The organism is Alteromonas genovensis, assembly GCF_010500895.1.
Classification (GTDB): Bacteria; Pseudomonadota; Gammaproteobacteria; order Enterobacterales; family Alteromonadaceae; genus Alteromonas; species Alteromonas genovensis.
In genome coordinates this window covers 134,681-148,372 of sequence record NZ_JAAAWO010000011.1, presented here as the reverse complement: position 1 = coordinate 148,372, position 13,692 = coordinate 134,681, and the positions used below count along the sequence as shown (strand labels likewise).

The window sequence follows — 13,692 nt, the reverse complement described above, 5'->3', positions numbered from 1 at the left end:
CTCGAATCATTTTAAACCATACTGTATATATACAGTATATGTGTATTCGTACGAAATGCAAACAAAAAAAAGCCGCTCATAGGAGCGGCTTTCAAATATAGAGTAAAGTATTTAAATCTTAGTTGGTCATCAGGGCATAAAAACCTAGTTCAAAGCAGACTCTAAAAATGCCCACTGGTCGGCATAGCCCTGAATACGCATCCACGTGGGTGTGCCAGCACCATGACCTGCTCTGGTCTCAACTTTAAGCAGTATGGGGTTATCACATCCTTGGGCGGCTTGAAGCTGAGCAGCGAATTTATAACTGTGCCAAGGTACAACCCTATCGTCGTGATCGCCTGTGGTTATCATAGTCGCAGGGTAACACGTGCCTGCTTTTGTGTTGTGTAACGGCGAATAAGCATATAGCGCTTCAAACTGTTCTTTGTTTTCACTCAACCCATAGTCTGAAGACCATGCCCGGGCATTGGCACTTGGCGTGTGGTAGCGCAACATGTCTAACACGCCCACCGCCGGTAAGGCCGCCGCAAATAAATCTGGTCGTTGAGTGATAGCAGCACCAACCAATAAGCCTCCGTTTGAACCGCCCTGTACCGCGAGTTTTTCGCTTGAAGTGTAGCCCTTATCAATCAGGAAATTTGCCCCTGATATAAAGTCATCAAACACATTCTGCTTGTTTAATTTAGTGCCAGCTTGGTGCCATTGCTCACCGTATTCCCCCCCGCCGCGAATGTTTGCGATAGCGAGCACGTTCCCCTGCTCTACCCAAACCATGCGAGAGATAGAGTAGCTAGGTAGTAAAGAAATGTTAAAACCGCCATACCCGTACAATAATGTTTTGTTATTGCCGTCTAGTTCTATGCCTTTTTTATGCACAATAAACATAGGTACTTGAGTGCCATCTTTGCTGGTATAGAATACTTGCTTGGTCACGTAGTTGTCGTAATTGATGCCAGTATCAATGGTTTTAAAAACCGTGCTTGTTCCGGTGTTTAAATCGTATTTAAATACCTGCCCAGGGTTAGTGAAACCAGTTAGTTTATAAAATGTCGAGTCTGCGTTTTTACTGCCATTAAAGCCGGATACATTACCAATATCTGAAAACGCCAATTCCTCTAGCTTATTGCCTTTGGTGTCAAACACAACAACGTTTGCTTTTACGTCTTTTAAGTATTGTACGAACAGTTTGCCGCCAAAGAGAGATACGTCTCGAAGCGTTGCGTCACTGCTTTGTATGATGGTGGTTCTCTCACTAACAACTTTGCCAGTTGATGACCTATCGCTTGCCGGGCTATCCGTTAGGGAAACTTGAATTACTTTTCCGGTAGGTGCGTTTTCAGTAGATGAGAAAAAGAGCGTGTTGCCTTCTTCACCAATAAGCTCATATCTGCCATCCCATTTATCGAAAATTGGCAGTAGAGGCCCGTCTTCGGCAAGGGATTTTGCATAGACACCATTTGACTGATAGCCTTCGAATACGGAAATCAGCAGCGTTTTTCCACCTTGAATTACCTCAGCATACGGGTTCCATGTTGGTTTATCATCAAACTTGAAAATAAGCTTGTCTTCGCGCTGCTCAGTGCCTAATTGATGAAAGTAAATCGAAACGGTTTGGCTATCGTCATACTCACCGTTTTCATCTTGTGGATAGCGAGAATAGTAAAAGCCCGTTTCGTCAGGCAACCAAGCGATATTAGTGAACTTCACACCGCTTAAAATATCGTTAGTATCTCGCTTTGAACTCACATCACGTACGTGCACTGTTTTCCAATCGCTGCCGCCATCAGACAGTGTATAGGCAAGATAACTGGCTTGAGGGCTCACCTCGGTAGAGGACATAGACACGGTGCCATCATCACTTAGCGTGTTGGGGTCGATGAGTACGTCGAAGTTTCCTTCTCCTTTCCCTTCGCCTTCTGCATCGCTGGACACATACATGACATACTGATTCTGTAGCCCGTTGTTGTAAGTATAAAACACCTTCGAATTAACCATATAGGGTGTCGAGTACTTCTCGTAATCCCAAAGCGCAGTTAGGCGTTCTGTATAGCGCTCGTGAGATGGAAGCGCACTTAACAGCGGTTTAGCTAACGCATTTTGCGCATCAACCCACGCTTTCACCTCGGGTGTATCTTGCGCTTCTAACCATCGATAAGGGTCGCTTACTTTCACCCCGTGATAATTATCTACTTGAGAAACCGTTCTTGTCGTTGGGTAAGTCCCCGATGTAACAGACAGCGTAGGCATCAAAGTAGTAGTGCCTGTTTCATGTGCGCTCGGGCTAGAGGTATCTGTGCCGTCCTTTGAGGCCGAATCAGATTGGTAAGCCGAATTACAGGCAACCACAGCACCGGCCGCTAGCACCACAGCAAATGAACGCATTGATTTAATTTTCAACTTACTCTCCAAAAACACGGCTATTTTGAGATCAGCCTGCATTTTCAATCTCAGAACTACTCTTCGCTGCGTTATCTTTACCCTTAAAAATCATTTTTATGTCGTTAAGAATTAAGTACAGCGCAGGAACAAGAAGCAGCGTAATCACAGTGGCAAACAAAATACCGAACGCCAGTGAAATGGCCATTGGTATTACAATTTGCGCCTGTAAGCTGCGTTCAAATACGATAGGCATAAGCCCCATAAACGTAGTCAGTGAAGTCAGGATAATGGCCCTAAAGCGCTGCGTGCCAGCACTTATGGCGGCATCCATTAACGACAGTCCCTCTTTACGTGCCCGGTTAACAAAATCAACCATAATGAGGCTGTCGTTTACCACAACTCCCGACAGCGCAATAATTCCGCAAATGGACAGCACGCTTACCGCCATACCAAGCACCAAGTGACCAATAATGGCACCCACCACGCCAAACGGTATTACCGACATAATAATAAGCGGCTGACTGTAAGAGCGAAGCGGAATGGCCAACAGGGCATAAATGGCAAACAGAGCAAACAGCAGTCCTTGCATTAGGCTGAAAATAGCGTCGGCTTGTTCTTTCGAATTACCCTGTAGCTTAAATTCAACGTTGGGATAGCGAGCAAGTAAGTCCGGCATGATGTTATCTACAACATCATACGTCACCTCAGACGGGTCCATTAAGGCCTTATCCACTACACCTGTAATGGTAACCGAGCGTTTACCGTCAACGCGAATGATAGAGTCGAAGCCCTGACCCAAATTGAATGTGGCAACTTGTTCAAAAGGGATCTCTTGGCCATTTGGCGCTCGCACGCGCATATTTTCAAGGTGCTCAATTGAGCTGCGTTCAGATTTTGGATAGCGCACCATCACTTTAATTTCTTCATCGTCACGCTGAATACGCTGTACCTGCGCGCCGTAAAAACCAAAGCGAACCTGTTGCCCTAACTGCTGCAGCGTAATGCCAAGGGCATCCGCTTGTGGCTTAAGCGCCAGCTGAATTTCATCGCTACCACCAGAGAAGGTATCGTTAATGTCTGTAACGCCTTCGTAGGTATCAAGAACTTCTTTTATTTCATCCGTGATGGCGCGAAGCGCATTAATATCGCTAGAACTAAATTCAAAACTAAGGTCGGCGCCACCACCTGGCCCACCTGGCGAGCTAATACTAAAAGTTTTCACACCGGGAATTTCTGGTACTTCTTCACGCCAGCGATCTTGAATATCAAAGTCTGACAGTGTACGAGTTTCTCCTTTGGTGAGCTCTGCAAAAATTTCACCACCCAAGTTTCCGTTATCGAAGGTCATGGCGTGTTTAATAACGTTAGTGCCCGTCTCTTCTTCAATCTTTTTGTCCATTCTACTCATGGCATCTCGAAGGGTGTCGAGCACGCGGTCGCGCTGAGCAATAGACGAGCCAGGCTCTAATTCAAAGCTTGCCGACATAAAGTCGCTTGGAATACTGGGGAAAAATACAAACCGCACAATCCCGCCGCCAAATAAACCAACCGTTAGAATAAGCATGGCTAGGAAAGTGGCTACAGTGGTATAGCGGTTTCTCACTGCTTTAGCCAAAAATGGGGCATAGGTATTGTGAATAAACTTCTTAATGCCTTCGCTGAAGAAGTCTCTAAAACGCTGAAATTTATTTGCTTTTGCCGGGTCGTATGGCTTCAGCTTCATGTGCACTAAATGCGCGGGCAATATCAGCTTTGACTCTATGAGAGAGAAGACAAGACAAACAATAACCACCATACCGATGGTTTTCCAAATAATGCCGAAGGGCCCAGATACCATCAGCATTGGCGAGAATGCGGCAATGGTTGTTAACACACCAAACGTTGCAGGCATTGCTACCTTTTTTACTCCAGCGATAACATTTTCTGCACTGTGACCTTTTGCGTCTATTTCGGAATACGCAGACTCCCCCATAATAATGGCGTCATCTACCACAATCCCCAGAACTAGTATAAAAGCAAATAAGCTAAGCATGTTAATAGACACGCCAATCATGTCTAAGGGCATCACTAACAACGTACCCAAGAAGCAAACAGGCAGCCCAATAATGACCCAAAACGCCAGCTTAATTTTAAGAAACAGAGACAACACCAAGAAAACTAACAAGGCACCGAAAAACATATTTTCTAGCATCATGTTGAGTCTGTCAGCGAGGTAAAACGAGCTGTCTCCCCATGTGTCTGCTGTAATGTGCGCAGGGAACGTCTCTTTTTCTTTGTCGATGTATTGGTTAACTTGCTCAGATATTTCTAAGGCATTTTGATCGCCCACAGCGCGAACACGCAAACTAACCGCAGGCTTTCCATCAAATAAAGCGTACTGGTTGTTTTCGATAAAGCCATCGTTAATGTAGGCCACGTCACCTAGAGTTACCCGAGTACCGTTACTGTTTGACACTAAGATAATTTGTGAAAAATCCCAACCTGTATATGCCTGACCTTTCGTTCTTAATAAGATGTCGCCATTTTCAGTTCTAATTGAGCCGCCTGGTAAGTCGATACTTGACTGACTAAGACGCGCCACAACATCGGCAAAGGTGAGGTTATATTTTTGCAGGTCAGATTCAGAAAGCTCGATTGAAATTTCATAATCGCGAGCACCCACAACCTGAACACTCGATATGCCGGACAGGTTTGCAATATCATCGCGAAGGTCTTTTGCAAACTCTTTTAACTCGCGCTCGGAGGCATCGCCATACACCGATACCCAGATAACGTCTTGCTGAATCTTTTGTCGATATATAACCGGCTTTTCCGTATCGGCAGGAAAGCTGGGGATTGCATCAACCTGTACCTTAATTTCATCGAGCAAAGACTTAACGTCGTAGCCCTCTTCAACTTGAATACTTACGGTTCCCATTCCTTCAACTGCAGTAGCGTTAAGTTGCTTAATTCCCTCAAGCTCTTTCACGGCTTCTTCTATTTTAAGCAGCACACCCTCTTCTACTTCTTGTGGCGCAGCACCCAAGTATGGAACTCGAACATTAACTACATCAATTTCGAAACTTGGAAACACTTGTTTTTGAATTGAGAATGCACCAAATAAGCCACCAACGACCAATAGCCACATCAATAAGTTAGCGGCTACGTTGTTGCGTGCAAACCAAGCAATCAATCCGCTATGTGTATCTATACGACTCATTCGCTGCCACCTTCTGAGGTATCAGTATTAATTTTTTCTTTATCTGAATTTTTATCAGTGCCTTTATCTAGCTCAGCTTCTTCGGCTAACACTATTTGATCGCCTGGCAGTCGAACTTTCATTCCGTTATAAGGGTTAGGTACTGCACTTGTCACTACCAAAGTGCCTTCGTTTATACCGCCGCTAATAAAGACGTCTTCAGCCGTGGTACGTGTTACATCAACAGGAACAATTTCAAGCTCGCGATTTTCATTCACAGTCAGTACGGTGTTATCTAAACGAAGAATATTGCGGGGAAGTACTATTAAGCGCTCGTCTCTGCCTGAGGTAATCTCGGCCTCAACAAATTGTCCAAATCGAAGTGGAGAGTCTTGCTCGTCATTAATTTGATAAGGCAACGTCACTTCAACTACAGCAAAAACTACACGACTTCCGGTATCCAAAATACCTTCAGAGCGAACTAGGCGCCCAGTCCAACTGCGTTTTGCACCGCCCACCGTAGCCCGTAAAGTAACCTCTGCACCGTCTGATGACTGGTCGGCAATGTTGATAAACCTTAAGTCGCCATCGGTGATTGGTAGCCTTACCTCAGCCGTATCAGTTGAATACACCATACCAATTGGCGTTCCCATTGCTACAAACTGACCTAAATCGATATTTCGCTCGACCACAATACCGTTGTAAGGCGCTTTTATTTTTGTGCGATCCAAGTTACGTCTTGCACGCTCTAGTTTTGCTTCGGAGGCTTTTACATTCGCTTGTTCCTTGGCGAGCTGAGGCTTGCGTAACCCCAACTCGGGGGGCGTTGAGTTGCGTACTGAGCGCCACTCTTGTTCAGCAACTTTCCCTCTCGCAATTTCTTCTTGTAGGGCAGCCTGAGCTTGCGCAAGCTCAGCTTCAGCAAGCTTCATATCGGTCATGTAGTCTTCTTGCTCTAGTACAGCAAGCACATCACCTTTTTTGAACGTTCCCCCTACTACAAAATGGTCAGATAGAGAGACGACTTGTCCACTTACCTGCGCACTCAATGCAGTTTGATGCTTTGGGACAACATTACCCTGTGAACTGACGACAAAACTAATAGACTCGGGTGACACCTCTTGCGCGTCTACCAAAAAGGCCGGTATCTCAACGGGAACCTGTTCGGGTGGTTTTTTAGCGCTGATCATGATTGCTGCTGCAACGAACGCAACAACAATAATAATAAGTGGTATACCACTCTTTTTTAAACCGGAGTTTTTCATTTTCTATCCCTAGGAACAAGTTGCTAAGGCCTTTTAAAGAAGACCTAATATTTTATTATTGTATGTGACCAGTGTACTGATTTTTCTTTACTGTTGCTTTACATAGATTGTTAGATTTTATGTATTTTTTGCTGAAAACCGCATCGCTACATAAAGCACGGGTAATATAAGGAATTATTGGGCTAATAAAAAGTCTGATTGAAAAACTTTCGATAATCGGTGATTATTTATGCGCTCAATTGAAAAAGAGCGTTAGAAAAGACACTTTTTTCTAAATAGAATATTTTCGCTACGTTGAAGAGAAACACATTATGAGTCTTAAGAAGCAATACCTTAAATCTAAACCAGTGTGCAAAGTGACATTTCGACTGAATGCGGAAGCAGCAGGAGAAGCGAAAAACGCAGAGCTTTGCGGCGACTTTACTGGCTGGGACGAAAAGCCCCTGTCGATGAAAAAGCTAAAAAGCGGTGACTTCACCCTAACAGTTAACCTAGATAAAGATGCAGAATATCAATTCCGCTACCTTTTAGACGGTAAAACTTGGGAAAATGACTGGGAAGCCGATGCATATAGAACATCACCCGTTAGTTTTGAAGAGAACTCCGTAGTTCGCGTGTAATTCGTTCATCGTTCGCTTTTAACGCACAATTAGAAAAATTATAGATTCCCTACAGAAAGGGCTGCAGAAGCAGCCCTTTTTTATTGCGTTTTATCGCTCGCATTTAAACAGGTATTCAGTCAGCTGTTATACACACATACTGCTAACACTTGATTAAATAGCGCCTTCCAATTCTGGAAGCACTTCAAACAAGTCACCCACCAAGCCGTAATCTGCAACTTGGAAAATAGGCGCTTCTTCGTCTTTGTTAATAGCGACGATAACTTTAGAGTCTTTCATACCAGCAAGATGCTGAATGGCACCAGAAATACCCACGGCAATATAAAGCTGAGGAGCAACGATCTTTCCTGTTTGGCCGACTTGCATGTCGTTTGGTACGAAACCGGCATCAACGGCTGCACGAGATGCACCCATAGCTGCGCCTAGTTTGTCAGCAATACCTTCAAGAAGCTTAAAGTTCTCGCCGTTTTGCATACCGCGCCCGCCAGAAATAACGACATCGGCAGCAGTAAGCTCAGGACGCTCTGACTCTGTAAGCTCTTCAGATACAAAATCAGACTTTTCGTTTGCTTTTACTACGTCGATAGCAGCAACTTCAGCGCTATTGCCAGTTGAAGCAGCATCGAAAGACGCAGCTCGCACAGTAATAACTTTCGTTGCGTCACCTGATTGTACAGTCGCTATCGCATTACCCGCATAAATAGGACGAATAAACGTATCTTCGCTTTCTACGCCAATAATATCGGAAATTTGAGCTACATCGAGCAGTGCCGCAACGCGAGGCATGAAGTTCTTGCCTGTGGTTGTTGCTGCAGCAATGACATGAGAATAATCGCCTGCTAGTTCAAGTACTAGGTCTGCAACATTCTCAGCTAGCTGATATTTATAAACCGCGTTGTCTGCAAGCAGTACCTTAGTAACGCCGTCTACTTGCGCCGCTGCATCAGCAACCGCCTGACAGCCTTCACCAGCAACCAATACATGAATGTCGCCACCCATTTGCTTTGCAGCATGCACTAGCTTATTAGTTTCGGTTTTCAGGCTCGCATTGTCGTGTTCTGCGTATACAAGTACTGTCATGAGATCACCTTCGCTTCATTTTTAAGTTTATCTACTAACTCAGCAACGTCTGCTACCTTAATACCACCCTCGCGCTGTGGCGGTGGCGTTACTTTAAGCACTTTCACGTGAGATTCTAGCGCTACACCAAAATCTGCCGCTGCTTTAACATCTAGAGGCTTGCGTTTTGCCTTCATGATATTAGGAAGTGACGCATAACGAGGTTCGTTTAATCGAAGGTCTGTGGTTACTACTGCAGGAAGAGAAAGCGCTATAGTTTGAAGGCCGCCGTCTACTTCACGTGTAACGTGCACTTTTTCACCGTCGATGGCTACTTCAGAAGCGAACGTGCCTTGAGGCATTCCCGTTAATGCTGCTAGCATTTGACCCGTCTGATTATTATCAGAGTCGATGCTTTGCTTGCCTAGGATAACCAGCTGTGGCGCTTCTTCTTCAACAACTTTTGCTAACAGCTTAGCAACTTGCAAAGAATCTAGGTTTTGATCGGTATCAATCTGAATGCCGCGATCAGCACCTAATGCCAATGCCGTGCGAATTTGTTCTTGGCAGCTTTTATCGCCAATTGAAACAACAACGATTTCAGTGGCAATACCCTTTTCTTTTAATCTTACTGCTTCTTCAACAGCAATTTCACAAAACGGGTTGATGGCCATTTTTGCATTAGTAAGATCTACGCCAGATTCATCGGCTTTCACTCTTACCTTAACGTTGTAGTCGATCGCGCGTTTGACCGGTACGAGTATTTTCATATTTACCTCAATTATAGAGTTCGTCGGTGTCTACTACGTTTCACTAATAATTAACTATTAAAAATTAAAAACGTATTACTTCACCACGCTTTTTGAAACTTTAATAAAGCACTTTACGTTAAAAAAGAAACCGTGGAACGTCCGTTTTTACAAGGCTAGCTCGAAAAAGGCGTTAACACCACGTTTACCAGCGCATAAAATGCGTTGTCAGTTAACGTTAACGTAAACTGCTATGCAATGTACTTACTGTTGACGTAAACGTCAACCTGGATTACCTTGCAGGTCGACATTTAATTTACATGTTTTTGACACATTGCATTATTTGTTTCATCAATAGTGCATTATAAAAATACGAACATAAGGAGCCTCCCGTGGAACGAGAATCGATGGAGTTTGACGTAGTCATCGTCGGTGCCGGCCCAGCTGGACTATCAACTGCTTGTAAGCTAATGCAGCTTGCAAATGAAAATGACCAAGAATTAATGGTTTGCGTAGTCGAAAAAGGCTCCGAAGTAGGTGCACATATCCTTTCGGGTGCTGTTTTTGAGCCTCGAGCCATGAATGAGCTCTTCCCTGACTGGAAAGAGAAAGGCGCGCCGCTTAACACGCCTGTTACCGAAGACCACATTTACCTGCTTAACGATGAGAATTCGGCCAAGAAGCTGCCAAACGGTATTACCCCAAAAACCATGCATAATGAGGGCAACTATATTGTCTCTATGGGTAATGTTTGCCGCTGGCTTGCTGAACAAGCTGAACAGTTGGGTGTTGAAGTATTCCCTGGCTTTTCTGCCGCAGAAACAATTTACAACGAAGACGGTAGTGTTGGTGGTGTAATAACTGGCGATATGGGCGTTGGCGAAAATGGTGAGCATAAAGACGGCTACATGCCGGGTATGGAGCTTCGCGCGAAATACACCATATTTGCAGAGGGCTGTAGAGGCCACCTTGGTAAAGAACTTATTTCTCACTTCAATCTAGATAAAGACAGTTCACCACAACATTATGCCATTGGCTTTAAGGAAATTTGGGATATCGACCCAGCCAAACACCAGCCAGGTTTAGTGGTGCACAGTGCGGGATGGCCATTAGATGAGGCTACCGGCGGCAGTTACATGTATCACGCCGAAGATAACCAAGTGTTTGTGGGTTTAATTGTTGACCTTAATTATGAGAACCCTTATTTAAGTCCTTTTGATGAGTTCCAACGTCTAAAACATCACTCGGTATTTAAACAATATCTTGAAGGCGGTAAGCGGGTTTCTTACGGCGCTCGCGCCATTGCGAAAGGTGGGTTTAATTCACTGCCTAAAATGACGTTCCCTGGCGGTTTACTAGTAGGTTGTAACGCTGGTACGCTGAACTTTGCGAAAATTAAAGGCAACCATACGGCCATGAAATCTGGCATGTTGGCAGCTGAGAGTATATTTGAAGCAATAAAAGAAAATAATGAAGCACCGGTTAAAGAATTAACCAGTTTCACAGACAAATTTAAATCGTCTTGGGTATACGATGAATTATTCCGTTCGCGTAACTTTGGCCCGGCAATTCATAAATTGGGTAATTTCTGGGGCGGTGCATTTAACACCTTAGAACAAAATTTCTTTAAAGGTAATTTACCCTTTACCATGAAAGATGAGCATAAAGATTATGCGCAGCTTAACGAAGCGGATAAATCACAAGAAATCAGTTATCCAAAACCAGACGGCGTCTTGAGCTTTGACAAACTATCTTCTGTGTTTTTATCCAATACAAACCATGAAGAAGATCAACCCTGTCATTTGCAATTGAAAGATCCTTCTATTCCAATTCAGATAAACTTACCGAAATTTGCAGAGCCTGCTCAACGTTATTGCCCTGCTGGTGTTTATGAAATTATTGAAGATGAAGGTGAAAAGCGTTTTCAGATTAATGCGCAAAACTGCGTACACTGTAAAACCTGCGATATTAAAGACCCAAGCCAGAACATAAAATGGGTAGTACCTGAAGGTACTGGCGGCCCTAATTATCCAAATATGTAAATGATGAGTCGATTTGTGTAAAGGTTTGCTTTTATCGGCTGAATTACGCTGTATATCGTATTAAATTAAAAAGTGGGCTCTGCCCGCTTTTTTTTTGCCCGTTTATTAATTATTATCATTATGAATTTACACCCAACGTACTAAGGTTAATTAATGAGTGAATTTTTAGATATTTTAACCCATGGAAGACGTTTACAAGGTGCAGTAAAGGAATTAAGCATTGAAGAACTGGAAGAAGTTCAAGAGAAATTAGCAAATATTGTTGATAAGCGAAAAGAAAAAGCGCTAGAGCAAGAAAAAGAAATACAGGAAAAACGGGAAAAACTGGCCGCCATTAAACAACAAATGGAAGAAGCAGGTTTAAATGTTGAAGACCTACAGGCTTTAAGTAGCGAGACAAGCAAGAAAACAGGCAAAAAACGCCCGGTCAAATATAAGCTTGTAGACGAAAAAGGCGTTGAGCATCCATGGACCGGCATTGGCAGAATGCCACGGGTTTATAAAGACGCCCTTGATGGTGGTAAATCGTTGGATAGCTTTTCAATTAATTAAGGCATGCCTTAATACATACTGTTATTAATTACATTTACGTAGGTCTGTCTTGCAGGCCTCTTTTTTTCATCAATTTATTTGGCGACTACGTGGATATAAATTACAAAATATCTCAATGCGATAATTCATCGTCATGGCTTTTTTTAATTCATGGATTATTTGGAAGCGCTGATAATTTAGCAATAATTAAACGGCATTTTGAAAAACAATACAATATTGTAAGCATCGACCTTCCTGACCACGGTGAATCGAAATGGACAAATGGATTTGACGTCACAAACGCAGCCAATGCCATTAACGATATTGTCGAAACACTTTCCCTCTCGAGTGTAGCCATACTAGGTCATTCCTTAGGTGGCAAAGTCGCAATGCAGTTTGCACTTAACTACCCAGAAAAAGTGAGCCACCTCGTTGTGGCTGATATTGCGCCAGTTGCATACAACCACAGGCATTACAGCATATTTAATGGTTTAAATGCAGTTCCGTTAGATGACATTCAGGGTAGAAAAGACGCTGAAACTGCAATGTCTGAGTTTATTGAGGAACCTGGTGTACGACAATTCTTACTTAAAAGTTTGTACAAAACAGACGAAGGTAAATGGTCTTGGCGTTTTAATTTAGCAGGGCTGATAGAGAGCTACCCTCATATAGTAGACTGGCAACAAACGTCTAAACAATTTAACGGGCCTACCCTATTTATAAAAGGGGGCAATTCCGATTACATCACCGCGGATCATAAAGCCGCTATCGGTATCTATTTCCCAAATGCGAAAGCGCATATTATCGAAGGTGTCGGGCACTGGCTTCATGCAGAAAAGCCTGCGGCGTTTAATGCAATTGTAGAGAGAATGTTACAAAAAAATTGATTTTTTGTATTGATAAAACAATCTCTTATTAAACTTGCAGTGACGGCGGATACTATTACATATTTTTGAATATTTTGGTCTCTTACACATTCGCATATTGTGATATCATTCGAGCAGATTTTGTAAATTACTGATATTGAATTAACGAAACCATGCTTGCAGAAAACTATGAACTGATAGAGTCCATTATGCTATATGGCGGCCTTGCAATACTTTTTGCATTGATGGGCTTTGCTGTGCACGATGTATTGCGTAAAAACGATGTGCCTCTTATTGGTAAAGTAGTGACCTATGGCGTGCTTGGCTTAGGTGCCGTGGGGTTTCTAGCTAAGGGACTCATCGAATGGTTCTGGCTTAATTCAGGCGTTTAAACAGACAGAAATGATTAATAGAGGTTAGTTATGGCGAGCGTTGGCCTATTTTTCGGCAGTGACACGGGTAATACCGAACACGTAGCGAAGATGATTCAAAAAGAATTAGGTAAGCAACTCATTGACGTTAAAGACATTGCTAAGAGCAGTAAAGAAGATATTGCCGAGTTTGACCTTCTTATTTTCGGAATACCTACGTGGTACTACGGAGAAGCACAGTGCGATTGGGACGACTTTTTCCCAGAGCTTGAGGGCATCGACTTTAACGATAAGCTAGTGGCAATTTTCGGTTGTGGCGATCAAGAAGACTACGCTGAATATTTCCTAGATGCCATGGGTATGGTGCGCGATATCGTTGAAGCGAAGGGCGCAATTCTTGTTGGTCAGTGGTCTACCGATGGCTACGACTTTGAAGCGTCTAAAGGCATGGCTGACGACAATCACTTTGTTGGTCTTGGTATTGATGAAGACAGACAGCCAGAGCTCACTGACTCTCGAGTGAAAGCGTGGTGTAAACAAATTCACGACGAACTTTGTCTCGCTGAACTGGCGTAAATAACGCCCGTTTGTTAAAGATAAAAAAACCGCTCATGGTGAGCGGTTTTTTTGTG

At 43.5% G+C, this 13,692-nt stretch carries 11 protein-coding genes; 6 read left to right on the top strand and 5 right to left on the bottom strand.

The window, feature by feature from the left end; all coding sequences use genetic code 11:
- Positions 1–144: 144 nt before the first annotated feature.
- Genes GTQ48_RS14250 through GTQ48_RS14240 form a run of 3 tightly spaced genes read right to left on the bottom strand, consistent with a single transcriptional unit; the run spans position 145 to position 6,822 of the window.
- Entirely contained in the window at positions 145–2,397 is a 2,253-nt protein-coding gene (locus GTQ48_RS14250) for a prolyl oligopeptidase family serine peptidase (RefSeq protein ID WP_239060137.1), read from the bottom strand.
- 31 nt (positions 2,398–2,428) lie between these two features.
- Positions 2,429–5,578, bottom strand: a complete 3,150-nt coding sequence (locus GTQ48_RS14245) for an efflux RND transporter permease subunit (protein ID WP_163107264.1) — start codon at positions 5,576–5,578, stop codon at positions 2,429–2,431.
- The gene (locus tag GTQ48_RS14240) at positions 5,575–6,822 is read right to left on the bottom strand and encodes an efflux RND transporter periplasmic adaptor subunit (protein WP_163107263.1); all 1,248 of its coding nucleotides are present in this window, start codon (positions 6,820–6,822) and stop codon (positions 5,575–5,577) included. The genes GTQ48_RS14245 and GTQ48_RS14240 overlap by 4 nt, the downstream gene beginning before the upstream one ends.
- A gap of 311 nt (positions 6,823–7,133) precedes the next feature.
- On the opposite strand from GTQ48_RS14240, the gene GTQ48_RS14235 reads away from it, so the two are divergent.
- Positions 7,134–7,442 (top strand): isoamylase early set domain-containing protein, encoded by a 309-nt coding sequence (locus tag GTQ48_RS14235; protein ID WP_163107262.1) that lies wholly within the window; start codon positions 7,134–7,136, stop codon positions 7,440–7,442.
- Between the two features lie 153 nt (positions 7,443–7,595).
- Here GTQ48_RS14235 and GTQ48_RS14230 read toward each other — a convergent pair whose 3' ends face one another.
- Together GTQ48_RS14230 and GTQ48_RS14225 are read right to left on the bottom strand one after the other, a co-directional pair.
- Positions 7,596–8,522: an electron transfer flavoprotein subunit alpha/FixB family protein gene (locus tag GTQ48_RS14230; protein WP_163107261.1), complete on the bottom strand. Its 927-nt coding sequence runs from the start codon at positions 8,520–8,522 to the stop codon at positions 7,596–7,598.
- Complete coding sequence (locus GTQ48_RS14225) at positions 8,519–9,271, bottom strand: electron transfer flavoprotein subunit beta/FixA family protein (protein WP_032095834.1); 753 nt, start codon at positions 9,269–9,271, stop codon at positions 8,519–8,521. Before GTQ48_RS14225 ends, GTQ48_RS14230 begins: the two co-directional genes overlap by 4 nt.
- Positions 9,272–9,642: 371 nt before the next feature.
- Between GTQ48_RS14225 and GTQ48_RS14220 the strand changes: the two genes are divergently transcribed.
- The 5 genes from GTQ48_RS14220 to fldA all read left to right on the top strand — a co-directional run bounded on the left by GTQ48_RS14220 (position 9,643) and on the right by fldA (position 13,636).
- Positions 9,643–11,292 carry a 4Fe-4S dicluster domain-containing protein gene (locus tag GTQ48_RS14220; RefSeq protein ID WP_163107260.1) on the top strand — a complete coding sequence of 550 codons (1,650 nt, stop codon included), beginning with the start codon at positions 9,643–9,645 and terminating at the stop codon, positions 11,290–11,292.
- A gap of 153 nt (positions 11,293–11,445) precedes the next feature.
- The gene (locus tag GTQ48_RS14215; RefSeq protein ID WP_163107259.1) at positions 11,446–11,844 is read left to right on the top strand and encodes an H-NS histone family protein; all 399 of its coding nucleotides are present in this window, start codon (positions 11,446–11,448) and stop codon (positions 11,842–11,844) included.
- Positions 11,845–11,933: 89 nt separating this feature from the next.
- Positions 11,934–12,710: an alpha/beta fold hydrolase gene (locus tag GTQ48_RS14210; protein ID WP_163107258.1), complete on the top strand. Its 777-nt coding sequence runs from the start codon at positions 11,934–11,936 to the stop codon at positions 12,708–12,710.
- Between the two features lie 152 nt (positions 12,711–12,862).
- Positions 12,863–13,081, top strand: coding sequence for a DUF2788 domain-containing protein (locus GTQ48_RS14205; RefSeq protein ID WP_032095830.1), 219 nt, complete (start codon positions 12,863–12,865; stop codon positions 13,079–13,081).
- Positions 13,082–13,111: 30 nt separating this feature from the next.
- Positions 13,112–13,636 carry a flavodoxin FldA gene (fldA, locus tag GTQ48_RS14200; RefSeq protein WP_163107257.1) on the top strand — a complete coding sequence of 175 codons (525 nt, stop codon included), beginning with the start codon at positions 13,112–13,114 and terminating at the stop codon, positions 13,634–13,636.
- Positions 13,637–13,692 lie beyond the last annotated feature (56 nt).

Coding starts and splice junctions, on each gene's coding strand:
- GTQ48_RS14245 (WP_163107264.1), bottom strand. CDS start 5,578: ATGAGTCGTATAGATACACATAGCGGATTGATTGCTTGGTTTGCACGC.
- GTQ48_RS14240 (WP_163107263.1), bottom strand. CDS start 6,822: ATGAAAAACTCCGGTTTAAAAAAGAGTGGTATACCACTTATTATTATT.
- GTQ48_RS14235 (WP_163107262.1), top strand. CDS start 7,134: ATGAGTCTTAAGAAGCAATACCTTAAATCTAAACCAGTGTGCAAAGTG.
- GTQ48_RS14230 (WP_163107261.1), bottom strand. CDS start 8,522: ATGACAGTACTTGTATACGCAGAACACGACAATGCGAGCCTGAAAACC.
- GTQ48_RS14225 (WP_032095834.1), bottom strand. CDS start 9,271: ATGAAAATACTCGTACCGGTCAAACGCGCGATCGACTACAACGTTAAG.
- GTQ48_RS14215 (WP_163107259.1), top strand. CDS start 11,446: ATGAGTGAATTTTTAGATATTTTAACCCATGGAAGACGTTTACAAGGT.
- GTQ48_RS14205 (WP_032095830.1), top strand. CDS start 12,863: ATGCTTGCAGAAAACTATGAACTGATAGAGTCCATTATGCTATATGGC.
- fldA (WP_163107257.1), top strand. CDS start 13,112: ATGGCGAGCGTTGGCCTATTTTTCGGCAGTGACACGGGTAATACCGAA.